Source organism: Tepidimonas sp. (assembly GCF_036824975.1).
In the GTDB taxonomy this organism is placed as follows: Bacteria; Pseudomonadota; Gammaproteobacteria; order Burkholderiales; family Burkholderiaceae_C; genus Tepidimonas.
Genome location: NZ_DAISZC010000020.1, coordinates 1 through 21,833, shown reverse-complemented (window position 1 = coordinate 21,833; position 21,833 = coordinate 1). Strand labels below are relative to the sequence as shown.

General features: G+C 67.4%; 22 protein-coding genes. All 22 read right to left on the bottom strand.

Annotated features, from left to right (window positions below; translation table 11 throughout):
* Positions 1-115: 115 nt before the first annotated feature.
* On the bottom strand, positions 116-505 hold the full coding sequence (locus tag V7Z54_RS03990) for a DUF4870 family protein (protein WP_334134519.1): 390 nt from the start codon (positions 503-505) through the stop codon (positions 116-118).
* 32 nt (positions 506-537) lie between these two features.
* Positions 538-930, bottom strand: coding sequence for a phosphoribosyl-ATP diphosphatase (locus V7Z54_RS03985; protein ID WP_334134517.1), 393 nt, complete (start codon positions 928-930; stop codon positions 538-540).
* A 3-nt stretch (positions 931-933) separates the two neighbouring features.
* Positions 934-1,329, bottom strand: coding sequence for a phosphoribosyl-AMP cyclohydrolase (hisI, locus tag V7Z54_RS03980; RefSeq protein WP_334134516.1), 396 nt, complete (start codon positions 1,327-1,329; stop codon positions 934-936).
* Between the two features lie 11 nt (positions 1,330-1,340).
* On the bottom strand, positions 1,341-2,141 hold the full coding sequence (gene hisF, locus V7Z54_RS03975) for an imidazole glycerol phosphate synthase subunit HisF (RefSeq protein ID WP_334134515.1): 801 nt from the start codon (positions 2,139-2,141) through the stop codon (positions 1,341-1,343).
* Positions 2,142-2,146: 5 nt separating this feature from the next.
* Positions 2,147-2,887: a 1-(5-phosphoribosyl)-5-[(5-phosphoribosylamino)methylideneamino]imidazole-4-carboxamide isomerase gene (gene hisA / locus V7Z54_RS03970; RefSeq protein WP_334134514.1), complete on the bottom strand. Its 741-nt coding sequence runs from the start codon at positions 2,885-2,887 to the stop codon at positions 2,147-2,149.
* A gap of 18 nt (positions 2,888-2,905) precedes the next feature.
* Positions 2,906-3,598: an imidazole glycerol phosphate synthase subunit HisH gene (gene hisH, locus V7Z54_RS03965; RefSeq protein WP_334134513.1), complete on the bottom strand. Its 693-nt coding sequence runs from the start codon at positions 3,596-3,598 to the stop codon at positions 2,906-2,908.
* Between the two features lie 32 nt (positions 3,599-3,630).
* A complete protein-coding gene (hisB, locus tag V7Z54_RS03960) occupies positions 3,631-4,248 on the bottom strand; it encodes an imidazoleglycerol-phosphate dehydratase HisB (RefSeq protein ID WP_334134512.1) in 618 nt (205 codons plus the stop codon).
* Complete coding sequence (hisC, locus tag V7Z54_RS03955) at positions 4,245-5,342, bottom strand: histidinol-phosphate transaminase (protein WP_334134511.1); 1,098 nt, start codon at positions 5,340-5,342, stop codon at positions 4,245-4,247. Before hisC ends, hisB begins: the two co-directional genes overlap by 4 nt.
* Entirely contained in the window at positions 5,339-6,682 is a 1,344-nt protein-coding gene (hisD, locus tag V7Z54_RS03950) for a histidinol dehydrogenase (RefSeq protein ID WP_334134510.1), read from the bottom strand. The genes hisC and hisD overlap by 4 nt, the downstream gene beginning before the upstream one ends.
* A 147-nt stretch (positions 6,683-6,829) precedes the next feature.
* The gene (gene hisG, locus V7Z54_RS03945; RefSeq protein ID WP_334134509.1) at positions 6,830-7,513 is read right to left on the bottom strand and encodes an ATP phosphoribosyltransferase; all 684 of its coding nucleotides are present in this window, start codon (positions 7,511-7,513) and stop codon (positions 6,830-6,832) included.
* Positions 7,510-8,784 carry a UDP-N-acetylglucosamine 1-carboxyvinyltransferase gene (murA, locus tag V7Z54_RS03940; RefSeq protein ID WP_334134508.1) on the bottom strand — a complete coding sequence of 425 codons (1,275 nt, stop codon included), beginning with the start codon at positions 8,782-8,784 and terminating at the stop codon, positions 7,510-7,512. The genes hisG and murA overlap by 4 nt, the downstream gene beginning before the upstream one ends.
* A gap of 13 nt (positions 8,785-8,797) precedes the next feature.
* Positions 8,798-9,046 carry a BolA family protein gene (locus V7Z54_RS03935; protein ID WP_334134534.1) on the bottom strand — a complete coding sequence of 83 codons (249 nt, stop codon included), beginning with the start codon at positions 9,044-9,046 and terminating at the stop codon, positions 8,798-8,800.
* Positions 9,047-9,188: 142 nt separating this feature from the next.
* On the bottom strand, positions 9,189-9,944 hold the full coding sequence (locus V7Z54_RS03930) for an ABC transporter permease (RefSeq protein WP_334134506.1): 756 nt from the start codon (positions 9,942-9,944) through the stop codon (positions 9,189-9,191).
* Entirely contained in the window at positions 9,941-10,870 is a 930-nt protein-coding gene (locus V7Z54_RS03925) for an ABC transporter ATP-binding protein (RefSeq protein ID WP_334134504.1), read from the bottom strand. The genes V7Z54_RS03930 and V7Z54_RS03925 overlap by 4 nt, the downstream gene beginning before the upstream one ends.
* Positions 10,871-10,882: 12 nt before the next feature.
* Positions 10,883-11,167 (bottom strand): STAS domain-containing protein, encoded by a 285-nt coding sequence (locus V7Z54_RS03920; protein WP_334134503.1) that lies wholly within the window; start codon positions 11,165-11,167, stop codon positions 10,883-10,885.
* Positions 11,168-11,170: 3 nt separating this feature from the next.
* Entirely contained in the window at positions 11,171-11,857 is a 687-nt protein-coding gene (locus V7Z54_RS03915; protein ID WP_334134502.1) for an MlaC/ttg2D family ABC transporter substrate-binding protein, read from the bottom strand.
* A gap of 166 nt (positions 11,858-12,023) precedes the next feature.
* Positions 12,024-12,788 (bottom strand): MlaA family lipoprotein, encoded by a 765-nt coding sequence (locus V7Z54_RS03910; protein WP_334134501.1) that lies wholly within the window; start codon positions 12,786-12,788, stop codon positions 12,024-12,026.
* Complete coding sequence (gene mlaD, locus V7Z54_RS03905; RefSeq protein ID WP_334134533.1) at positions 12,788-13,258, bottom strand: outer membrane lipid asymmetry maintenance protein MlaD; 471 nt, start codon at positions 13,256-13,258, stop codon at positions 12,788-12,790. Before mlaD ends, V7Z54_RS03910 begins: the two co-directional genes overlap by 1 nt.
* A gap of 20 nt (positions 13,259-13,278) precedes the next feature.
* On the bottom strand, positions 13,279-14,064 hold the full coding sequence (gene mlaE, locus V7Z54_RS03900) for a lipid asymmetry maintenance ABC transporter permease subunit MlaE (protein WP_334134500.1): 786 nt from the start codon (positions 14,062-14,064) through the stop codon (positions 13,279-13,281).
* Positions 14,061-14,885 carry an ABC transporter ATP-binding protein gene (locus tag V7Z54_RS03895; protein WP_334134499.1) on the bottom strand — a complete coding sequence of 275 codons (825 nt, stop codon included), beginning with the start codon at positions 14,883-14,885 and terminating at the stop codon, positions 14,061-14,063. The genes mlaE and V7Z54_RS03895 overlap by 4 nt, the downstream gene beginning before the upstream one ends.
* A gap of 187 nt (positions 14,886-15,072) precedes the next feature.
* Positions 15,073-16,539: a glutamate synthase subunit beta gene (locus V7Z54_RS03890; RefSeq protein ID WP_334134497.1), complete on the bottom strand. Its 1,467-nt coding sequence runs from the start codon at positions 16,537-16,539 to the stop codon at positions 15,073-15,075.
* Positions 16,540-16,576: 37 nt separating this feature from the next.
* Positions 16,577-21,364 carry a glutamate synthase-related protein gene (locus V7Z54_RS03885; RefSeq protein WP_334134495.1) on the bottom strand — a complete coding sequence of 1,596 codons (4,788 nt, stop codon included), beginning with the start codon at positions 21,362-21,364 and terminating at the stop codon, positions 16,577-16,579.
* Positions 21,365-21,833 lie beyond the last annotated feature (469 nt).

The following is a 21,833-nucleotide window of genomic DNA, read 5'->3' as shown; positions in this document are numbered from 1 at the left end:
CACGCCCCTGGGCCGCGGCCCGCGTTGTCCAGGGCTCGCGCAGGCGCTGGCCCTGGCGCGGCAACGCCGCGCAGCGCGCACCGATGCCGCACCCGCCACGGGGCAAACCTCGCTGTCACACCGGCAGCGGCTTGCGGTCATTCCAGTACAAAAACCCTTTGACCAGGCGGTAGACGGTCCAGACGAACGCGGCCAGCAGAATCACGAAGCCGACACCGATCACCATCGTCACGCCGCCCAGCAGCGCCCACAGCAGCCCCCACCAGAAGGTGCGGATCTGCCATGTGAAATGGCTCTCGTACAGGGTGCCGGCCACGTCGGCGCGCTTGACATAGTTGATGATGATGGCCACCAACGCCGTGATGCCGACCAACCACGACAGCGCGTACAGGATGTAGACGACCAGCGTCAGCTGGCGCAGGCTGGCCAGCGCTTCGGCCGTGGGCGCCGCGTCCACGGTCACGCGCTTGGGGGTGACGTCGATGGGATCGTCGGGTGGGCTCATGTCAAACTCCAGTGACAGTCGGGCCAGCGACTTCACGCCGCCGGCGGTGCAGCCTCGGCCTCGCGCACGCGCGCTTGACGCAGGGCTTTTTCCTCCAAGCCGGACAGGCCCTCGCGGCGGGCCAGCTCGGCCACCACGTCCGCAGGACCCAGTCCGAAGTGCGCCAGCGCGATCAGGCTGTGAAACCACAGATCGGCCACCTCCCCCACCAGCGCGGGCGCGCTGCCCGCGCCGTGCTGCAGATCCTTGGCGGCCATCACCACCTCACCGGCTTCTTCGGTGATTTTTTTCAGGAACGCGTCCGGCCCCTTGTGCAGCAGGCGGGCAACATAGCTCCTGTCCGGATCGCCACCGGCAGCGGGCTTGCGGCTGTCGATGACGGCGGCCAGGCGCAGCAGGGTGTCCAGCGGCGGGGTGTTGGTCATGGCTCAGCGGTAGATGGTCTCGGGGTCTTTGAGCACGGGCTCCACCGTCTGCCAGACACCGCGCGCCACGTCCAGCCGCTGGAAGAAGCAGCTGTGGCGTCCGGTGTGGCAGGCAATGCCCGGTTCGTGGCCGAGCTGCGTCACCTTCAGCAGCACGACGTCGTGGTCGCAGTCGAGGCGAATCTCGTGCACCTGCTGCACGTGGCCCGACTCCTCTCCCTTGTACCACAGGCGGCCGCGCGAGCGGCTGTAGTAGACGGCGCGACCCAGCTCGGCGGTTTTTTGCAAGGCCTCACGGTTCATCCAGGCGACCATCAGTATGTCGCCGCTAGCCTGCTCCTGCGCGACCACGGGCACCAGCCCCTGCGCGTCCCACTTGACCTGATCGAGCCAGTCCATGGTCGCCTCCGTCACTGCCGCACCGCAATACCGGCTTCGGCCAGCCGCTGCTTGGCCTGGGCGATGGTGTAGGTGCCGTAATGGAAAATACTGGCAGCCAGTACCGCGTCGGCGCCGCCGACGCGGATGCCCTCGACCAGGTGCTCCAGTGTGCCCACGCCTCCCGAGGCGATCACCGGCACATCCACCGCGTCGCTGACGGCTCGCGTCAGCGCCAAGTCGAAGCCGGCCTGGGTGCCGTCGCGGTCCATGCTGGTCAGCAGGATTTCGCCCGCGCCGCAGGCCGCCATCTGGCGCGCCCAAGCCACCGCATCCAGCCCCGTGTTCCGGCGGCCGCCGTGCGAGTAGACGTCCCAGCCCGGGCCGATGGGGGCGCCATCGGCGCCCGGGCGCTGCGCCTCGGCGGCGCTGCGGCGCTTGGCGTCGATGGCCACCACGATGCACTGTGAGCCGTACTTGCCCGCAGCCTGCTGAATCACCTGTGGGTTAGCGATGGCGGCCGAATTGAAGCTGACTTTGTCGGCCCCGGCGTTGAGCAGCCGACGCACGTCGTCCACCGTGCGCACGCCGCCGCCCACGGTCAGCGGGATGAAAACCTGGCTGGCCACCGCCTCGATGATAGGCAGGATCAGATCGCGCCCGTCGCTGGTGGCGGTGATGTCCAGGAAGGTGAGCTCGTCGGCGCCCTGTTCGTTGTAGCGGGCGGCAATCTCGACCGGATCGCCGGCGTCGCGCAGGCCAACGAAGTTGACGCCCTTGACGACGCGCCCGCCAGTGACGTCCAGACACGGAATGATGCGCTTGGCCAGCATGGTGCTCAGGCGCTGCCCTCGCGCACCAGGCGCACGGCGGCGGCGAAGTCCAGGTCGCCACTGTAGATGGCGCGCCCGCAGATGACGCCTTCGACGCCCTCGGACTCGACCGCGCACAGGCGGCGGATATCGTCCAGGCCCGACAGGCCGCCGGAGGCGATAACGGGGATGGACAGCGCCTGCGCCAGGCGCACGGTGGCCTCGACGTTGATGCCGGTGAGCATGCCGTCGCGGCCAATGTCGGTGTAGACGATGGCCTCGACGCCGTAGTCCTCGAACTTGCGCGCCAGATCCACCACCTCGTGCCCGGTGAGCTTGCTCCAGCCATCGGTGGCCACCTTGCCCTCCTTGGCGTCCAGCCCGACGATGATGTGCCCGCCGAACGCCGTACAGGCGTCGTGCAGGAAGCCCGGGTTTTTCACCGCTGCGGTGCCGATGATGACGTAGCGCAGCCCCGCGTCCAGGTAGCGCTCGATGGTGTCGAGGTCGCGAATGCCGCCGCCGAGCTGCACCTCGACCTCGTCGCCGACCTCGCGCAAGATGCTGCGAATGGCGGCTTCATTCTTGGGCTTGCCCGCGAAAGCGCCGTTGAGGTCCACCAGATGCAGCCGCTCGGCCCCTTGCTCCACCCAGTGGCGCGCCATGGCGGCAGGGTCGTCGCTAAATACGGTGGACTGGTCCATATCGCCTTGCTTGAGGCGCACGCACTGGCCGTCTTTCAGGTCGATGGCGGGAATCAGCAGCATGGCTCGTCAGAGGTGGCTTTAGGGGTTCCAGTGCAGGAAGTTGCGGTACAGCGCCAGCCCCTGGGCGGCGCTCTTTTCGGGGTGGAACTGGGTGGCGAACAGGTTGTCGCGCGCAATGGCGCTGGCAAAGCGCACGCCGTACTCGGTCACACCCGCCACGTGCGCCGAATGCTCGGGGTGGGCGTGATAGCTGTGCACGAAATAATAGTAGCTCCCGTCGGGGATGCCCGTCCACAACGGATGGCTGGGCACGTTTTCGCCCGGCCCGTGCTCGAAGCGGTGCCAGACGCGGTTCCAGCCCATCTGCGGCACCTTATAGCGGCTGCCGTCGCTTTGGCGCTGCCCCTCCAGGCGAAAACGCACCACGCGGCCCGCAATCAGCCCAAGGCCGGGCGTGTCGCCTTCCTCGGAGTGCTCCAGCAGCATCTGCATGCCTACGCAGACGCCAAACAGCGGTTTGGTGGCGGCCGCGTGCAGCACGGCCGTGCGCAGGCCGCTGCGCTCCAGCTCGGCCATGCAGTCGGGCATGGCGCCCTGCCCGGGCAGCACCACGCGGTGGGCGTCGCGCACCACCTGCGGGCTGGCGGTGACGACGACATCGACGTGATCGGTGGTCAGCGCCGCGTGGATGACCGCCTGGGCCACCGAACGCAGGTTACCCATGCCGTAATCGACGACGGCAACCGTCTGGCGCGTGATCGGAAGACTCATCGTGACGGGTCAGCAAGCGGCGCGCACCGGCCTCACAGACTGCCCTTGGTGGAGGGCACGACGTCGCCCAGCCGCGGGTCGCGCTCCAACGCCGCGCGCAGCGCGCGCGCAAAGGCCTTGAAGATCGTCTCGCACTGGTGATGCGCGTTGTGGCCCTTGAGGTTGTCGATGTGCAGCGTCACGCCCGCGTGGTTGACGAAACCCTGGAAGAACTCGTGCACCAGCTGCGTGTCGAACTGCCCGATCATGGCGGCCGTGAAGCGCACGTCCATGTGCAGCCCCGGGCGGCCGGAAAAATCCACCACCACGCGCGACAGCGCCTCATCCAGCGGCACGTAGGCGTGCCCGTAGCGGCGGATACCGCGCTTGTCGCCCACCGCCTGCGCCACCGCCTGTCCCAGCGCGATGCCGACGTCCTCCACCGTGTGGTGTCCGTCGATATGCAGGTCGCCGCGGCATTCGACGTCAAGATCGATCAGCCCGTGGCGGGCGATCTGGTCGAGCATGTGGTCGAAAAAGCCGATGCCGGTGTCCAAGCGCGAGCGGCCGCTGCCGTCCAGATCAACACGGACGCGGATCTGCGTTTCGGCGGTGACGCGCTGCACGTCGGCAACACGCGCCACGGCGGAAAGTACAGGCAAGGTGGTCATAGCGAAGATGGCAACGCCGCCAGCAGCGCGTCGTTTTCCGCAGGGGTGCCCACGGTCAGCCGCAGGCAATTGGCCAGCAACGGATGCATTGTAGAAACATTCTTCACCAGCAGCCCACGCTGGCGCAGGCCGGCAAAGGCGCGTGTGGCGTGCGGCACACGCACCAGGATCATGTTGGCCTCGCTGGGGTAGGGCTGCACGCCGGGCAGCGTCGCCAGCGCCGCCAACAGGCGCTGGCGCTCGGCGCGGATGGCGGCTGCCTGCTGCGCGTAGACCTCGGCGTGCTCCAGCGCAAACAGCGCGCATTCGGCGTTGAGCACACTGACGTTGTAGGGCGGTCGCACCTTGTCGAGCTGCTGCACCAGTGCCTGCTCACCGATCAGGTAGCCCAGCCGCACCCCTGCCAGCCCGAATTTGGACAGCGTGCGCATGATCAGCACATGCCCGTGCGCCGCGCGCTCGCGGCGCCAGACGTCGAGCCAGGTGCGGCTGGCAAAGGGCTGGTACGCCTCGTCGATGACCACCAGCCCGCCGACGGCCGCAACGGCATCGATAAGGCGGCGCATGACGGCCTCGTCCCACAGGTTGGCGGTGGGGTTATTGGGGTAGGCCAGGTAGGTGATGGCCGGCCGCACGCGCGCAATGGCGTCCAGCATGGCGGCCTCGTCGAGCGCGAAATCGGGCGTCAGCGGCACACCATGGAAGGCCAGCCCCTGCAGCTGCGCGCTCATCGTGTACATCACAAAGCCGGGCACTGGCGCCAGGATGGCGGCGCCGGGCCGGTCGCAGGCCATGGCCAGCAGCGCGATCAGCTCGTCCGACCCATTGCCCAACATCAGCGCGGCCCCCTCGGGCAGCCCGACGTGTGCCGCCAGCGCGCGCTTGAGGTCGTCGATGCGCGGGCCGGGATAGCGATGGATGGCGACCCGCCCCAGCCGCTCACCCAGCGCGCGTTGCAGCGGCTCAGGCAACGGGTAGGGGTTTTCCATCGCGTCCAGTTTGATGAGGCCAGCCGCATCCTGAATGGCGTAGGCGTGCATGCCCTGCACGTCGTCGCGGATACGCTGCAGCGCTGCCTGCAGCCGTGCGCTCATGCCGCACCCTCCGCATCCAGCCGCAGCTCGGCTGCGCGCGCATGCGCCTGCAGACCCTCGCCATGCGCCAGCACCGAGGCAATGCGACCCAACGTCTGCGCACCGGCGGCGCTGACCTCGATCAGGCTGGAGCGCTTCTGGAAGTCGTACACACCCAGCGGACTAGAAAAGCGCGCCGTGCCGCTGGTGGGCAGCACATGGTTGGGACCGGCGCAGTAGTCACCCAGGCTTTCGCTGGTGTAGGCGCCCAGGAAAATGGCGCCCGCGTGGCGCAGCAGCGGCTCCCAACGGTGCGGCTCGCGGCTGGCGATTTCCAGGTGCTCCGGGGCAATGCGGTTGCTTAGCGCGCACGCCTCCTCCATGCTGCGCGTGCGGATGAGGGCCCCGCGGCCGTTGAGGCTAGCGGCGATGATGGCCGCGCGCGGCATAGTCGGCAGCAGCCGGTCGATGGCGGCCTGCACCGCATCCAGATAGGCGCCGTCCGGGCACAGCAGGATCGACTGCGCCAGCTCATCGTGCTCGGCCTGGCTGAACAGGTCCATCGCCACCCAGTCGGGTGGGGTGCTGCCGTCGGCCAGCACCAGAATCTCGCTGGGCCCCGCAATCATGTCGATGCCGACGGTACCAAAGACATGCCGCTTGGCGCTGGCCACATAGGCGTTACCCGGGCCGGTGATCTTGTCGACCTTCGGGATGGTGGCGGTGCCGTAGGCCAGCGCCGCCACCGCCTGCGCGCCCCCGATGGCAAAGGCGCGGCTGACGCCGGCCACGTGCGCGGCGGCCAGCACCAGCGGGTTGCGCTCGCCGCGCGGGGTGGGCACCACCATCACGATCTCGGGCACGCCTGCCACATGGGCCGGAATGGCGTTCATCAGCACGCTCGATGGATAAGCCGCCTTGCCACCGGGCACATAAATGCCAACACGATCCAGCGGCGTCACCTTCTGGCCCAGCAACGTGCCGTCGGCGTCACGGTACGACCACGACCGACCACAGGCGTCGAGCTGCGCCTCGTGGTAGCGGCGGATACGCGCTGCCGCCTGCTGCAACGCTGCGCGCTGCGCCGCAGGCAGCGCCTCGAACGCCGCGCGCAAAGCGCCGGCGTCCAGCTCCAGCTCCGCCACCTGCTCGGCCTGTACCCCGTCGAAGCGGCGCGTGTACTCCAGCACCGCTGCGTCACCGCGGGCGCGCACGTCGGCCAGGATCTCGGCCACGCGCTGCTCGATGGTCGCGTCCGTTTCAGCCGACCAGTGCAGGCGGGCTGCCAAGCGCGCCTCGAAGTCGGGTTGCGCGGTATCCAGCCGCCAGGGGCGGGCCAGCAAGGCTTGGTCAGTGCTCATAGGCGTATTGTCGCAGCGCAGCGCGACATCGGTACGGCGTCCGTCATCAGACCTCGATGAATGGCCGACATCGGGCGACTCGGCCATCGCCGGCGCCTAGCGGCGCTGGGGTATCGCCGACCGCGCGGGCATCGGACACCACGACGGTCACCCCCCATTGCGCTGTCCGACCGCTTGCGCGAAGGCGTCCAGAATCGGCTGCAGGCGCGCCCGTTTGAGCTTGAGCGACACCGGCCGCACCACCAACCGTGACGAAATATCCATGATGCGCTCGACCTCCACCAGCCGGTTGGCCTTGAGCGTGTTGCCGGTGGAAACCAGATCGACGATCGCGTCGGCCAGCCCAGTCAGCGGGGCCAGCTCCATGCTGCCGTAGAGCTTGATCAGGTCCACGTGCACGCCCTTGCCGGCGAAGAAGTCGCGCGCCACGGCCACGTACTTGGTGGCCACGCGCAGACGCGCGCCCTGCCGCACCGCACGGGCGTAGTCGAAGTCCTCGCGCACCGCCACGCTCATGCGGCAGCGCGCAATGCCCAGATCCAGCGGCTGGTACAGACCGACATGCCCCGGCCCACCCGAAGCGGCCTCGTGCTCCAGCAGCGTGTCTTTGCCGCACACCCCCAGGTCGGCGCCGCCGTACTCGACGTAGGTCGGCACATCGGTGGCCCGCACCAGCACCACCCGCACGTCCGCCCGGGTGGTGGGCAGGATCAGCTTGCGCGAGGTCTCGGGGTCTTCCAGCACCTCGATGCCGGCGGCGCGCAGCAGCGGCAACGTTTCGTCGAAGATACGGCCCTTGGACAAGGCCAGGGTCAGGGTGTCCGCGCTCATGCGATCCTCTCGATGTCCGCGCCCAGCGCGCGCAGCTTGCGCTCCATCTGGTCGTAGCCGCGGTCCAGATGATAGATGCGCTCGACCACCGTCTCGCCGTCGGCCACCAGGCCAGCGATGACCAGGCTGGCCGAGGCCCGCAGGTCGGTGGCCATGACGGTGGCCCCCGACAGGCGCCGCCCGCCTTCGACGAACGCAGTGCGTCCGTCGATGCGAATCTGCGCGCCCAGCCGCACGAGCTCCTGCACGTGCATGAAGCGGTTTTCGAAGATGGTTTCGGTGACGGCGCTGGGGCCCTGCGCCACGCAGTTCAGCGCCATAAACTGCGCCTGCATGTCGGTGGGAAAGCCCGGATATTCGGTGGTGCGAAAGCTCTGCGCGCGCAGCACCACAGCACCCGGCGAGGCAACGCGCACCCCGCCTTCGTCGGGCTGCACCTGCACGCCCGCGGCCAGCAGCTTGTCCACCACCGCATCCAGATGGTCGGCGCGCGCGCCCTGCAGCCGAGCCTGGCCGCCGGTGGCGGCCACTGCGCACAAAAAGGTACCGGCCTCGATGCGGTCGGCCACCACCGTGTGTTCGGCACCGTGCAGCGCGGCCACCCCTTGGATGTGGATGCGGCTGCTGCCGTGCCCTTCGATGCGCGCGCCCATGCGGATCAGCAGCTCGGCCAGATCGACCACCTCCGGCTCCTGAGCGGCGTTTTCCAGCACCGTCTCGCCCTCGGCCAGCGTGGCGGCCATCATCAGGTTTTCGGTACCGGTGACGGTCACCATGTCGGTGGTGATGCGCGCGCCGCGCAGACGTGAGCGGCCAACGGGCAACCGGGCCTCGATGTAGCCGTGTTCGACCGTGATCTCGGCCCCCATCGCCTGCAGCCCCTTGATGTGCTGGTCCACCGGACGCGAGCCGATGGCGCAGCCACCGGGCAGCGACACGCGGGCACGCCCGCAGCGCGCCAGCAGCGGCCCCAACACCAGGATGGACGCACGCATGGTTTTGACCAGCTCATAGGGCGCCACCGGATCCAGCGGTCCGGCGGCATACAGCGTCATGCCGCCGCGCTCGCCGTGCGTGTCCACCCGCACCCCCATACGCTGCAGTAGCGTGCGCATGGTGGCCACATCGCGCAGCCGCGGCACATTGCGCAGCGTCACCGGCTGCGCGCTCAGCAGCGCCGCGCACAGCTCGGGCAGTGCGGCATTCTTGGCCCCCGAAACCAGCACCTCACCGTGCAGCGACTGTCCCCCGCGAATCCGCAAACGATCCATGGCCATCGTCCCCTCACGCCCGGGCGGCTGCGGCCTGCCACTCGGCCGGGGTGTAGGTTCTCATCGACAGCGCGTGCACTTCATCCGTGTGGATGCGCTGTCCCAGCGTCGCGTACACCATCTGGTGGCGCTGGATGGCGCGCTTGCCTTCAAACGCGGGCGACACCACGACAGCAGCCCAGTGGCGCCCATCGCCGCTGACCTCGATATGGGTACACGGCAACCCCTCGGCGATGAGGGCGCGCAGTTGCTCAGCAGTCATGACCATGCGGTGCTGTCCTTGAAGTGAAACGGGCGCAAAGCGTTGCGGGAGAACCGGGCGGTCGGGCCGCAGGCCCACCGCGTGGCCCGCAAGCATAGGGAGCATAGGGAAACGGATGCGCAACGAAGCACGGCAGCGGCCTTCAGTGGCGCACCTTATAGCCGATGCGCAGCAGGTACAGCGTCAGCGCGGACACCGCCACGAACGCCCCCGCCACCACCGCCAGGCTCAGCCACGGCGAGACGTCGCTGACCCCGAAAAAGCCGTAGCGCGCCCCGTCGATCATGTAGAAAAACGGGTTGAGGTGGCTGGCCCGCTGCCAGAATGGCGGCAGCGAGTGGATCGAGTAAAACACACCCGACAAAAACGTCATCGGCATGATGATGAAGTTCTGAAAAGCCGCCATTTGGTCGAATTTTTCCGCCCACAGCCCGGCAATCACCCCCAGCGCCCCCAGCAGCGCGGCGCCCAGCCCCGCAAACACCACGATCCACAGCGGATGCGCAAAGTGCAGTTCGGCGGCCCAGGCGGCAACCAGCAGCACCCCCGCCCCCACCACCAACCCGCGCACCACCGACGAGCCCACGTAGGCCACGAACCACGCCCAGTGCGACAGGGGGGTGACCAGCACGAACACCAGGTTGCCCATGATCTTGCTCTGGATCAGGCTGGAGGAGCTGTTGGCAAACGCGTTTTGCAGCAGACTCATCATCGCCAGCCCGGGCAGCAGAAAGGCCGTGTAGCCGACACCGTCGTACACCTGCACATGATCTTCCAGCACATGGCCGAAGATCAGCAGATATAGCATGGCGGTGACGATGGGCGCAGCCACGGTCTGGAAGGCCACCTTCCAGAACCGCAGCACCTCTTTGACGAACAGGGTACGCCAGCCGCTCATGCGTGCCGCCCCTGCGTGGCGGAGAACGCCGCCATCAGCTCCAGAAACACATCCTCCAAATCGGCCTTGCGCACCTCGATGTCCTCCAGCACCACGCCGGCCTGACGCAGCGCCGCCAGCGTCTGCTCCACCTCCACCGCATCGTGCACCTTCACCTGCCAGATGCGTCCGGTGGCGCGCGCGCGCTGCGCCACCTCGGCCGGCAACGCCTGGTCGGTCTTGAAGCGCAGCACGTTGGAGGAGGCGCGGCGCAACAGCTCGGCGGTGCGCTCCAGCGCGATCAGGCGGCCGGCGCGCAGCATTGCCACCCGGCTGCACAGCGCCTCGGCTTCTTCCAGGTAGTGGGTGGTCAGCAGCACCGTGCAGCCGTCGCGGTTGAGCCGCGCGATGAAGGCCCACAGGGTCTGGCGCAGCTCCACGTCCACACCCGCGGTGGGCTCGTCCAACACGATGACGCGCGGGCGGTGCACCAGTGCCTGCGCCACCATCACGCGCCGCTTCATGCCACCCGACAGCTGCCGCATGTTGGTATCCGCCTTGTCACTCAGCCCCAGCCCGGCGAGCAGCTCGTCGATCCAGTCGTCGTTGCGCCGAATGCCAAAGTAGCCGGACTGAAACCGCAGCGCCTCGCGCACGGTGAAAAAGGGGTCGAACACCAGCTCCTGCGGCACGATACCTAACAGCCGCCGCGCCTGCATCGCATCGCGCTGCACGTCCGCACCAAACACCGCCACACGCCCGCTGCTGGGGCGCGTCAGCCCAGCCAGAATGCTGATCAGCGTCGTCTTGCCGGCGCCGTTGGGGCCGAGCAGCGCAAAAAACTCGCCCGGCTGCACGGCGAACTGCACCTCGTGCAGGGCATCGAGCACCCCCCGCGGGGTGGCGTAGCGCTTGCTGACGCGATCAAAGACGAGGGCGGCGGACATAAACCCGCCATTTTAGGCGGTCAGCAGCTCGGCCACCCCGTACAGGCCGGCCAGCACCCGCACCCGGTCGGGCAGGCCGTCGATGTGCCAGGCGGCACCGCGGGCAGCAGCCTCGCGCCGCAGCGCCAGCAGCACGGCCAGCGCCGACGAGTCGAAGCTGTGCAGCGCCGAGGCATCCAGCCGCCAGGGCACGCCGGCGGGCGCGGTCGCTATCGCCGCGCGGCAGCGCGCCAGATACGCCTCGGCCTCGGCCTGCGTCAGGGTGGCGGGCAACGGGGGCAGCACGGTCGCCACCATGGCTCAGCTGCGCGACGCGTTGGCGCGGTTGCGCTCGGCCAGCGCGGCGATCAACCCGTCGATGCCGCGCGCGTTGATTTCCTGCGCGAACTGGGTGCGATACGTCTCCACCAGCCACACGCCCATCACGTTGAGGTCGTACACCTTCCAGCCCTCGGGCGTCTTCTCGAGCCGATAGTCCAGTGCGATAGGGTCGCCACGACCACGGATTTCAGAGCGCACCACCACCTCGGTCGCGTCGGGCGCCGCGCGCAGCGGACGAATCACCAACGTCTGATCTCGGATCTGGGTCAACGCCCCAGAATAGGTGCGCACCAGCAGCGTCTTGAACTCTTGCTGTAGGCGCTGACGCTGCTCGGGCGTGGCTTGGCGCCAAAACCGTCCCACGGCTGAGGCTGTCATACGCTCGAAGTTGACGTGGGGCATGAGCATCGTATCGACTAGCGCCATGATGCGCGTCAGATCCCCGTTGCGCAGCGCCGGGTCTTTCTTGACCGCGTCGAACACCTGCTGGCCGACGCGCTGGATCAGGGCGTCGGGCCCTTCGGGCGCCACCTCTGCCCAGCCCCGCAGGGGCCCCAGCGTTATTGCGCCCGCGACGGCCAGCGCGCCGCCCAACCAGCGGCGACGCGTCGGGCGCCGCAGGCCATCACCTCTGTCCAGGGTGTCGTGTGTAAGCGTATACTTCATGATGATTCGAATCTTCGATGCCTGCCGCGGTTCCGTGCGGTCACCACCGGTGACGTCCGTTGCGCCGGTCCACCCCCGCATCCTAGCGGTGCTGGCCCCTGACGCGAGGCCGGCGATAGCGCAGACCCCACCCACATCGCACCCCCGCGACGCCACCGCCCAGCCCTCACTCGTCGCCGTTGCGCCCCTGTGCCTCCTCGATCTGGCGCTGCCGGCGCGCCAGGTAGGCATCGCGGGTAAAGCCATACTTGTCCAGCGCGGCCTGATCGAGCAGCTCACCGGCACGCAGCAGCGTGGCGCGCTGCTGGACAATGCGCAGCGCCTGCAGCGCGTTGCGCGTCGCCACGTCCTCGCCCCCCTGCGCGACCGGATCCCCGCGCCGGTCGGCCAGCAGCGCCACGGTATCGCGCACGGTGGACGGCCCCAGCAGCGGCAGCACCAGATACGGACCCGACGGCACGCCCCAGCGACCCAAGGTGTGACCGAAATCGAGCGTGGTGCGCGCCAGGCCCATCTCACTGGCGATGTCCAGCACGCCCCCCAAACCGAGCACCGTGTTGACGCTGAAGCGCATGAAGTTTTCGGCCGCCGGCTGCGGGCGCGCCTGCAGCGCCGCGTTGACCGCTGACCACAAGTCGCGCAGGTTGCCAAAGAAGTTGGCTACACCGGTGCGCACCGGCTGCGGAACGGCCGCCTGATACCCCTCGGCCACCGGCTTGAGCACCGCGTCATCCACCGCCTCGTTGAAGCGATAAACCCCCCGGTTGAACGGCTCTAGCGGATCGCGGGGATGGGCGTCGGGTCCGGTGGCACAACCGGCCAGCCCCAGCAGCAGCGCGGCCGCCAGCCATGCGCGCGTGGCCGCGCGCGCAACGCGCGCCAACCCGCCCTCGGCCAACGCCGCGGGCACATCGTGATCAGACGGTGACATCACTGACCCCCCCCTGCTTCTGCCGCCTTGTTGAACAGAAACTGGCCGATCAGGTTTTCGAGCACGACGGCCGACTGCGTTTGCGAAATGATATCCCCATCGGCCAGGTTCTGATCGGCGCCGCCCGGCTCGATCCCCACGTACTGCTCCCCTAAGAGTCCGCTGGTCAGAATCTTCAGCGAACTGTCTTTGGGGAAGGCATAACGCGCCTCCAGCGCCAGCACCACACGCGCCTGGTATGACTTGTCGTCAAATGCAATTGATTCCACCCGCCCCACCACGACGCCGCCGCTGCGCACCGCAGCCTTGGGCTTGAGCGAGCCGACATTGTCGAACATCGCCGTCACCCGGTAGGTGGGCTGAAAGCTCAGGTTGAGCAGGTTGGCGGCCTGCAGCGCCAAAAACAGAATGGCCACCGTGCCGATCACCACGAACAGGCCGACCCACACATCGATCTTGGAGCGTTGCATCACGGCAGTGTCTTTCGTCGTCAGATGGTGAACATGAGCGCGGTCAGAATGAAGTCGAGCCCCAGCACGGTCAACGACGCCATGACCACGGTGCGCGTGGTGGCGCGCGACACCCCTTCCGGCGTCGGATGCGACTCGAACCCCTGCAGCAGCGCAATGAACGTCACCGCAATGGCAAACACCACCGCCTTGATCATGCCGTTGCCCACGTCCGACCAGACGTCGACGCCGCCCTGGATCTGGCTCCAGAAGGCGCCGCCGTCCACGCCGATCAGCAGCACACCGACTACCCAGCCGCCGATGATGCCCATGGCGCTGAAGACCGCCGCCAGCAGCGGCATCGCGATGACGCCCGCCCAGAAGCGCGGCGCCAGCACCCGGTCGATCGGGTCGACCGCCATCATCTCCATCACGCTAAGCTGCTCGCCCGCCTTCATCAGCCCGATTTCGGCCGTCAGCGACGTGCCGGCGCGCCCGGCAAACAGCAGCGCGGTCACCACTGGGCCGAGCTCGCGCACCAAACTCAGCGTCACCAGCAGGCCCAGCGCCTCGGCCGAACCGTAGCGCTGCAGCGTGTAGTAACCCTGCAGGCCAAAGACGAAGCCCACGAAGAGGCCCGAGACGGCAATGATCGACAGCGAGTAGTTGCCCAGAAAATGGATCTGGTCGCGGATGAGGGCGGAGCGCCGAAAACACGTCCAGGACCCCAGCAGCAGACGCACGAACAAACGTGCCCCTAAACCGAGGTCGGCCAGCTTGGCGCGCACTGCCAGGCCAATGTGGGCGGGATGCCACCAGCGGCTCATGCCCGCCCTCCTGCTTGCGGCGCCAAGCCAAAATCCTGCGCCACCGGCGGCGCCGGGTGGTGAAAGCGTACCGGGCCATCGGGCGAAGCGGTGACATACTGACGGATCAGCGGGTCGGTGCTGTGGCGCACAGCGTCGGGTGTGCCCTGCATCGCCACCCGTCCGTTGGCCAGCACGATGATGTGATCCGCCACCGCAAAGGTCGATTCCAGCTCGTGCGACACCATCAGGCTGGTCAGCCCCAGTGTGTCGTTGAGCTGCCGGATCAGCCGTGCCGCGGTGCCCAGCGAAATCGGATCCAGCCCGGAAAACGGCTCGTCGTACATGATGAGCTCCGGGTCGAGCGCGATGGCGCGCGCCAGCGCCACCCGCCGCGCCATGCCGCCCGACAGCTCGCCCGGCATCAGGTCGCGCGCCCCGCGCAGGCCCACGGCGTGCAGCTTCATCAGCACGATGTCGCGGATCAGCGGCTCTGACAGCCGAGTGTGCTCGCGCAGTGGAAACGCCACGTTGTCGAACACCGACATGTCGGTGAACAGCGCCCCGAACTGAAACAGCATGCCCATGCGGCGCCGCACCGCATACAGCCCATTGCGGTCCAGCGCACCGACATCCTGCCCGTCGAACAGCACCTGCCCGCTGCGTGCGCGCAGCTGCCCGCCGATCAGACGCAGCAGCGTGGTCTTGCCGCCGCCCGAGGTGCCGATTAACACCGACACTTTGCCGCGCGGCACGCGCAGACTGACATCGTCGAGCACCACACGACCGTCACCGTAGCCGAAGGTGACGCCGCGCAGTTCGACCAGCGGAGGGGCGCTCATGGAGGCAATCAAAATGACAAAGCCGGTACAGCCGGCCTGGCGGAATCATAAGGGAAATCCCGCAGCCGCGTGGCGGATCGGTCCCGGCTCGGTCGGGGCACATTCCACCAGAGCCCCCTGTGCACCGGTCAGGAAGCCCCAGCGGTGGCTCCGCCGCCCCTGCGGCGGGACGGCGCACAACGCCGCCTTAGCGCGGCAACACCGATTGCCCCATCAGGAATTCATCGACGGCGCGCGCCGCCTGCCGGCCTTCGCGAATGGCCCACACCACCAACGACTGGCCGCGCCGCATATCTCCGGCAGCAAACACCTTCGGCACGTTGGTCGCGTAGCCACCCTGCACCTCGGTATGGGCCTTGACATTGCCGCGCGCGTCCTTCTCCACGCCGAAGGCATCCAGCACCGTGGCTATCGGTGACACAAAGCCCATGGCCAGTAGCACCAAGTCGGCCGGATACTCCTTTTCGGTGCCCGGGATCTCGACCAGCTTGCCGTCCTTCATCTCCACGCGGACGGTCCGCACCGCGACCACCTTGCCACCCTTGCCGACGAAGGCCTTGGTGGCGATGGCGAACTCGCGCTGGCAACCCTCTTCATGGCTGGTGCTGGTGCGCAGCTTCAGCGGCCAGTACGGCCATGTCAGCGGCTTGTTCTCTTGCAGCGGCGGCTGCGGCATCAGCTCGAACTGGGTGACGCTGGCGGCACCGTGCCGGTTGCTGGTGCCCACGCAGTCGCTGCCAGTGTCGCCGCCACCGATGACGATGACGTGCTTGCCAGCGGCCGAAATCGGTTTGCGCAGCTTGTCGCCGGCGTTGATCTTGTTTTGCTGCGGCAAAAACTCCATCGCGAAGTGAATGCCGTCGAGCTCGCGGCCCGGCACCGGCAGGTCGCGTGGCTGCTCGGCCCCGCCGCACAGCAGCACGGCGTCGAACTCGGCCAGCAGTTGCTGCGGATCAACTGTCTCGCGGGCATCGTTGTTGACCTTCGATCCTTCGGGCAGCCGCCCCACCAGCACACGCGTTCGAAAGGTCACGCCTTCGGCCCGCATCTGCTCGATGCGGCGGTCGATCAGCCACTTCTCCAACTTGAAGTCGGGGATGCCATAACGCAGCAGCCCGCCGACGCGGTCGTTCTTTTCGAACACCGTGACGTCGTGCCCGGCGCGCGCCAGTTGCTGCGCCGCCGCCAGCCCCGCCGGACCGGAGCCGACGATGGCCACGCGCTTGCCGGTCTTGACCTGCGGCGGCTGCGGCACCACCCACCCCTCGGCCCAGGCGCGGTCGATGATGGCGTGCTCGATCGACTTGATACCGACCGGATCGTCGTTGATGTTGAGCGTGCACGCCGCCTCGCACGGCGCCGGGCAGATGCGGCCCGTGAACTCGGGGAAGTTGTTGGTGCTGTGCAGCACGGCGATGGCGTTTTTCCAGTCGCCGCGGTACACCAGGTCGTTGAAGTCGGGAATGATATTGTTGACCGGGCAGCCGTTGTTGCAAAACGGCGTGCCACAGTCCATGCAGCGCGCGCCCTGGATTTTGGCCTGCTGCTCATCCAACCCGATGACAAATTCGCGGTAGTGTTTGACGCGCTCGCTGGGCGGCTGGTAGCCCTCCTCGACGCGCGCATATTCCATGAAACCGGTGATCTTGCCCATGATCGTCGCTTCCGTATCGCTTGCGTGAACCGGCGCATCAGGCGGTGGCGCCCTGCCGTGCCTTGGCCGCGCCCTTGGCCGGTTTGGCCTCGGCCGGTGCGTCTCCCGGGGCGGCCTGCTGCGCGCCCAGCTCGGCCAGAGCCCGCTTGTACTCATGCGGGAACACCTTGACAAAGCGGCTGCGGGCGCTGGCCCAGTCGTCCAGCAGCGCGCGCGCCTTGGTCGAGCCGGTCCAGCGGTGATGCTCTTCCAGCAGCTGGCGCAGCTGCGCCTCGTCGGTCTGGCCGCGGTGCCAAATCGCACGGTCGACGGTGGCTTCCTGCTCGGCGCTGCTGACCACGCGCTCCAGCGCCACCATCGCGGTGTTGCAGCGCTTGGCGAACAGGCCATCTTCGTCGTACACGTAGGCGATGCCGCCGCTCATGCCGGCGGCGAAATTGCGCCCGGTCGGACCCAGCACCACCACGGTGCCGCCAGTCATGTACTCGCAGCCGTGGTCACCGGTGCCTTCCACCACCGCTGTCGCCCCAGACAGCCGCACCGCAAAACGCTCGCCCGCCACCCCGCGGAAAAACGCCTCGCCACTGGTGGCGCCATACAGCACGGTGTTGCCGACGATGATGTTGCGCCCCGCATCACCACGGAAGTCGATGCTGGGCCGCACCACGATGCGCCCGCCCGACAGACCCTTGCCGGTGTAGTCGTTGGCGTCGCCGATCAGATACAGCGTCACGCCGCGACACAGGAACGCGCCGAACGACTGCCCGCCAGTGCCCTCGAGCTGGATGCGAATGGTGTCATCCGGCAACCCCTCGGGGTGGTGCCGTGTGACTTCACCGGAGAGCATCGCGCCCACCGTGCGGTTGACGTTGCGCACGCTCTCGATGAACTGCACCTTCTCACCCCGCTCGATGGCGGGACGCGCCTTCTCGATGAGCTTGACATCCAGGGCTTTGTCCAGCCCGTGGTCCTGTGCCTCGACATGGCGACGCGGCACTTCGGGGCCAACCTGCGGCTGCTGCAGCAGCCGGCTGTAGTCCAGCCCGCGCGCCTTCCAGTGCGCGATGCCCTTTCTCATGTCGAGCAAGTCGGTGCGCCCCACCAAATCGTCGAAGCGCCGGATGCCCAGCTGCGCCATGATGGCGCGCACTTCTTCGGCCACGAAGAAGAAGTAGTTGACCACGTGCTCGGGCTTGCCGGCAAACTTGCGCCGCAGCACCGGGTCTTGCGTGGCCACGCCCACCGGGCAGGTGTTGAGGTGGCACTTGCGCATCATGATGCAGCCCTCCACCACCAACGGCGCGGTCGCAAAGCCGAACTCGTCGGCGCCCAGCAACGCGCCGATCACCACGTCGCGCCCGGTTTTGATCTGGCCGTCGACCTGCACGCGGATGCGGCCACGCAGTCGGTTCAGCACCAGTGTCTGCTGCGTCTCGGCCAGACCGATTTCCCACGGGCTGCCGGCGTGCTTGATCGACGACCACGGCGACGCGCCCGTGCCACCGTCGTGCCCGGCGATCACCACGTGGTCGGCCTTGGCCTTGGCCACGCCCGCCGCGATGGTGCCCACCCCCACCTCCGACACCAGCTTGACCGAAATGTCGGCACGCGGGTTGACGTTTTTGAGGTCGTGAATGAGCTGCGCCAAATCCTCGATCGAGTAGATGTCGTGGTGCGGCGGCGGGCTGATCAGCCCCACCCCCGGCACCGAATAGCGCAGATAGCCGATATAGGGCGACACCTTGGAGCCGGGCAACTGACCGCCCTCGCCGGGCTTGGCACCCTGCGCCATCTTGATCTGGATCTGGTCGGCACTGACGAGATACTCGGCCGTCACACCAAAGCGCCCCGAGGCGACTTGCTTGATGCGCGAGCGCAGGCTGTCGCCGTCTTGGAGCTCGTAGTCCACCTCGACTTTGTCGTGGCCGATGATCGAGCCCACCGTCTGGCCCTTGCGGATCGGGATGCCCCTGAGCTCGTTGCGGTAGCGCGCCGGGTCTTCGCCGCCTTCGCCGGTATTGCTCTTGCCGCCGATGCGGTTCATGGCAATCGCCAGCGTGGTGTGCGCTTCGGTGGAAATCGAGCCCAGCGACATCGCCCCGGTGGCAAAACGCTTGACGATTTCGCTGGCCGGCTCCACCTCTTCGATCGGGATGGCTTTGGCCGGATCGACCTTGAATTCGAACAGCCCGCGCAGCGTCATGTGGCGGCGCGACTGGTCGTTGATGATCTGCGCGTATTCCTTGTAGGTGGCGTAGTTGCCTGCGCGCGTGGCGTGCTGCAGCTTGGCGATGGCGTCCGGCGTCCACATGTGCTCTTCGCCGCGCACGCGCCAGGCGTATTCGCCGCCGACATCGAGCATGTTGCGCAGCAGCGGGTCGTCGCCAAACGCCTGCCGATGCAGACGAATCGCCTCTTCGGCGATTTCGAACACGCCGATACCCTCCACCCGGCTAGCGGTGCCGGTGAAATACTTCTCGATCGTGGCGCTGTTGATGCCCACCGCCTCGAACAGCTGCGCGCCGCAGTAGCTCATGTAGGTGGACACGCCCATCTTGGACATGATCTTGGACAAGCCCTTGCCCACCGCCTTGATGTAGTTGGCAATGGCCTTGTCGGCCGACAGCTCGCCCGGCAGGTCCTTGTGAATTGCTTTCAGGGTGTCCAGCGCCAAATAGGGATGCACCGCCTCGGCGCCATAGCCGGCCAGCACCGCGAAGTGGTGCACCTCGCGGGCGCTGCCGGTCTCCACTACCAGCCCGGTGGCGGTGCGCAGACCCTCGCGAATCAGATGCTGGTGGACGGCCGACAATGCCAGCAGCGCGGGGATGGCCACGCGCTCGCGGTTGACCCCGCGGTCGCTGAGAATGAGGATGTTGTGCCCACTCTTGATCGCATCCACCGCCTCGGCGCACAGCGAGGCCAGCTGGGCTTCGATGCCCTCTTTGCCCCATGCCACGGGGTAGGTGATGTCGAGCGTCGCGCTCTTGAACTTGCCGCCGGTGCGGCGCGCGATGTCGCGCAGCTTGGCCATGTCGGCGTGGTTGAGCACCGGTTGGCTCACCTCCAGCCGCATCGGCGGGTTGACCTGGTTGATGTCGAGCAAATTCGGCCGCGGGCCGATAAACGACACCAGCGACATCACGATCGCCTCGCGGATCGGGTCGATCGGCGGGTTGGTGACCTGCGCAAACAGCTGCTTGAAATAGTTGTACAGCGGCTTGGGCCGGTCGGACAGCACCGGCAGCGGGCTGTCGTTACCCATCGAGCCGACACCCTCCTCGCCGTTTTGCGCCATCGGCGCCATCAGGAACTTGATGTCTTCCTGGGTGTAGCCGAAGGCCTGCTGCAGATCCAGGAGCTGGGCATCCACCCGCTCCATGGCGGCATGCGACGACTCGTCGGCCACGGCCTTGACGCTGGCGTCGTCGTCACCGGCCACTGGGCGCTCCACGTCATCGAGCCGGATGCGCAGGTTCTCGATCCACTGCTTGTACGGCTTGGCGTTGGCCAGCGTGGCCTTGACTTCCTCGTCGTCGATCAGCCGCCCCTGCTCCAAGTCGATCAGGAACATCTTGCCCGGCTGCAGGCGCCACTTGCGCACGATTTTGCTTTCGGGCACCGGCAGCACGCCCGACTCCGACGCCATGATCACCATGTCGTCATCGGTGACGCAGTAGCGCGAGGGGCGCAGCCCGTTGCGGTCCAGCGTGGCGCCAATCTGGCGCCCGTCGGTAAAGACGATGGACGCCGGGCCATCCCACGGCTCCAGCATCGCCGCGTGGTACTCGTAGAACGCGCGGCGGCGTTCATCCATCAGCGTGTGTTGCTCCCACGGCTCGGGGATCATCATCATGACGGCGTGCGCCAGCGGGTAGCCGGCCATCGCCAGCAGCTCCAGGCAGTTGTCGAAAGTGGCGGTGTCGGACTGCCCGGCAAAGCTGATCGGGTAGAGCTTCTTGAGATCGTCGCCCAGCACCGGCGAGGCCATCACGCCCTCGCGCGCGCGCATCCAGTTGTAGTTACCCTTGACGGTGTTGATCTCACCGTTGTGCGCCACATAGCGGTACGGGTGCGCCAGCGGCCACTCGGGGAAGGTATTGGTGGAGAAGCGCTGGTGCACCAGCCCCAACGCCGAGACGCAGCGCGGATCGCGCAGGTCCAAGTAGTACTCGCCCACCTGGTTGGCCAGCAGCAGCCCTTTGTAGACCACGGTGCGGCTGCTCATGCTGGGCACGTAGTATTCCTTGCTGTGCGTCAGCTGCAGGCGCTGGATGGCGGCGCTGGCCGTCTTGCGGATGACGTAGAGCTTGCGCTCCAGCGCATCCTGCACGATGACGTCGCTGCCGCGGCCGATGAACACCTGGCGGATGATGGGCTCGGTCTTGCGCACCGCCGGCGACATCGGCATGTCGCGGTTGACCGGCACGTCGCGCCAGCCCAGCAGCACCTGCCCTTCGGCCTTGATGGCGCGCTCCAGCTCCTGCTCGCACGCCAGGCGCGAGGCGTGCTCCTTGGGCAAAAAGATCATGCCCACGCCGTACTCGCCCGGCGGCGGCAGGGTCACACCCTGCTTGGCCATCTCTTCGCGGTAGAGCTGATCGGGGATCTGGATCAGGATGCCGGCGCCGTCGCCCATCAGCGGGTCGGCCCCCACCGCGCCGCGGTGATCGAGGTTTTCCAAAATCTTGAGCGCCTGCGTGATGATCGCGTGGCTCTTTTGGCCCTTGATGTGCGCCACGAAACCAACGCCACACGCATCATGCTCATGCGCCGGGTCATACAGGCCGCCGGCGGCTGCAGAAGGAATAGACGGAACGGACACGCCAGACTCCAAAGCGAAGGACTGCAAAGTGCCCCGAGGATACGACAACACGGTGCGACGCGCAAGCGCAATATTTGGGGTCAGAGTGCATTTCATAAGGCTCATGTATACGCTGATATTAAATTGGGGACATAGTCAATGCAGCGGATCCCCCCGGCGTCCTTCACGCCATGGCCCATCTGGCGCACCACATCGGTGGGCAGTGGCATGCAGGATGCGGACTGCGGCAGGTGAACAGACGGATGGGGAAAGATCCCCAGAGACTCCCCCAGAGATGAGGTGCGCCAGCCCTTCCCGACATGCACATGCCGGGGTGGCGGCCCCAGAGACTCCCCCAGAAATGAGGCGCGCCAGCCCATTCCGTCCGACAGACAACGAGGCAGTCAACCTAGAGACTCCCCCAGAAATGAGGTACGCCAGCCCATGCCGCACTCAGGCGCCCTTGCGGGGGCGCCCAGGCCGCGCGGGC

Excerpts from the sequence above, each read along its gene's own strand:
- V7Z54_RS03990 (WP_334134519.1), bottom strand. The coding sequence starts at position 505 with ATGAGCCCACCCGACGATCCCATCGACGTCACCCCCAAGCGCGTGACC.
- hisB (WP_334134512.1), bottom strand. The coding sequence starts at position 4,248 with ATGACCACCTTGCCTGTACTTTCCGCCGTGGCGCGTGTTGCCGACGTG.
- V7Z54_RS03935 (WP_334134534.1), bottom strand. The coding sequence starts at position 9,046 with ATGACTGCTGAGCAACTGCGCGCCCTCATCGCCGAGGGGTTGCCGTGT.
- V7Z54_RS03915 (WP_334134502.1), bottom strand. The coding sequence starts at position 11,857 with ATGAAGTATACGCTTACACACGACACCCTGGACAGAGGTGATGGCCTG.
- hisC (WP_334134511.1), bottom strand. The coding sequence starts at position 5,342 with ATGAGCGCACGGCTGCAGGCAGCGCTGCAGCGTATCCGCGACGACGTG.
- V7Z54_RS03895 (WP_334134499.1), bottom strand. The coding sequence starts at position 14,885 with ATGAGCGCCCCTCCGCTGGTCGAACTGCGCGGCGTCACCTTCGGCTAC.
- V7Z54_RS03910 (WP_334134501.1), bottom strand. The coding sequence starts at position 12,788 with ATGTCACCGTCTGATCACGATGTGCCCGCGGCGTTGGCCGAGGGCGGG.
- mlaD (WP_334134533.1), bottom strand. The coding sequence starts at position 13,258 with ATGCAACGCTCCAAGATCGATGTGTGGGTCGGCCTGTTCGTGGTGATC.
- hisF (WP_334134515.1), bottom strand. The coding sequence starts at position 2,141 with ATGCTGGCCAAGCGCATCATTCCGTGTCTGGACGTCACTGGCGGGCGC.
- mlaE (WP_334134500.1), bottom strand. The coding sequence starts at position 14,064 with ATGAGCCGCTGGTGGCATCCCGCCCACATTGGCCTGGCAGTGCGCGCC.
- V7Z54_RS03930 (WP_334134506.1), bottom strand. The coding sequence starts at position 9,944 with ATGAGCGGCTGGCGTACCCTGTTCGTCAAAGAGGTGCTGCGGTTCTGG.
- murA (WP_334134508.1), bottom strand. The coding sequence starts at position 8,784 with ATGGATCGTTTGCGGATTCGCGGGGGACAGTCGCTGCACGGTGAGGTG.
- V7Z54_RS03890 (WP_334134497.1), bottom strand. The coding sequence starts at position 16,539 with ATGGGCAAGATCACCGGTTTCATGGAATATGCGCGCGTCGAGGAGGGC.
- hisI (WP_334134516.1), bottom strand. The coding sequence starts at position 1,329 with ATGGACTGGCTCGATCAGGTCAAGTGGGACGCGCAGGGGCTGGTGCCC.
- hisH (WP_334134513.1), bottom strand. The coding sequence starts at position 3,598 with ATGAGTCTTCCGATCACGCGCCAGACGGTTGCCGTCGTCGATTACGGC.
- V7Z54_RS03925 (WP_334134504.1), bottom strand. The coding sequence starts at position 10,870 with ATGTCCGCCGCCCTCGTCTTTGATCGCGTCAGCAAGCGCTACGCCACC.
- V7Z54_RS03985 (WP_334134517.1), bottom strand. The coding sequence starts at position 930 with ATGACCAACACCCCGCCGCTGGACACCCTGCTGCGCCTGGCCGCCGTC.
- hisA (WP_334134514.1), bottom strand. The coding sequence starts at position 2,887 with ATGCTGCTGATTCCCGCCATCGACCTGAAAGACGGCCAGTGCGTGCGC.
- hisG (WP_334134509.1), bottom strand. The coding sequence starts at position 7,513 with ATGAGCGCGGACACCCTGACCCTGGCCTTGTCCAAGGGCCGTATCTTC.
- hisD (WP_334134510.1), bottom strand. The coding sequence starts at position 6,682 with ATGAGCACTGACCAAGCCTTGCTGGCCCGCCCCTGGCGGCTGGATACC.
- V7Z54_RS03920 (WP_334134503.1), bottom strand. The coding sequence starts at position 11,167 with ATGGTGGCGACCGTGCTGCCCCCGTTGCCCGCCACCCTGACGCAGGCC.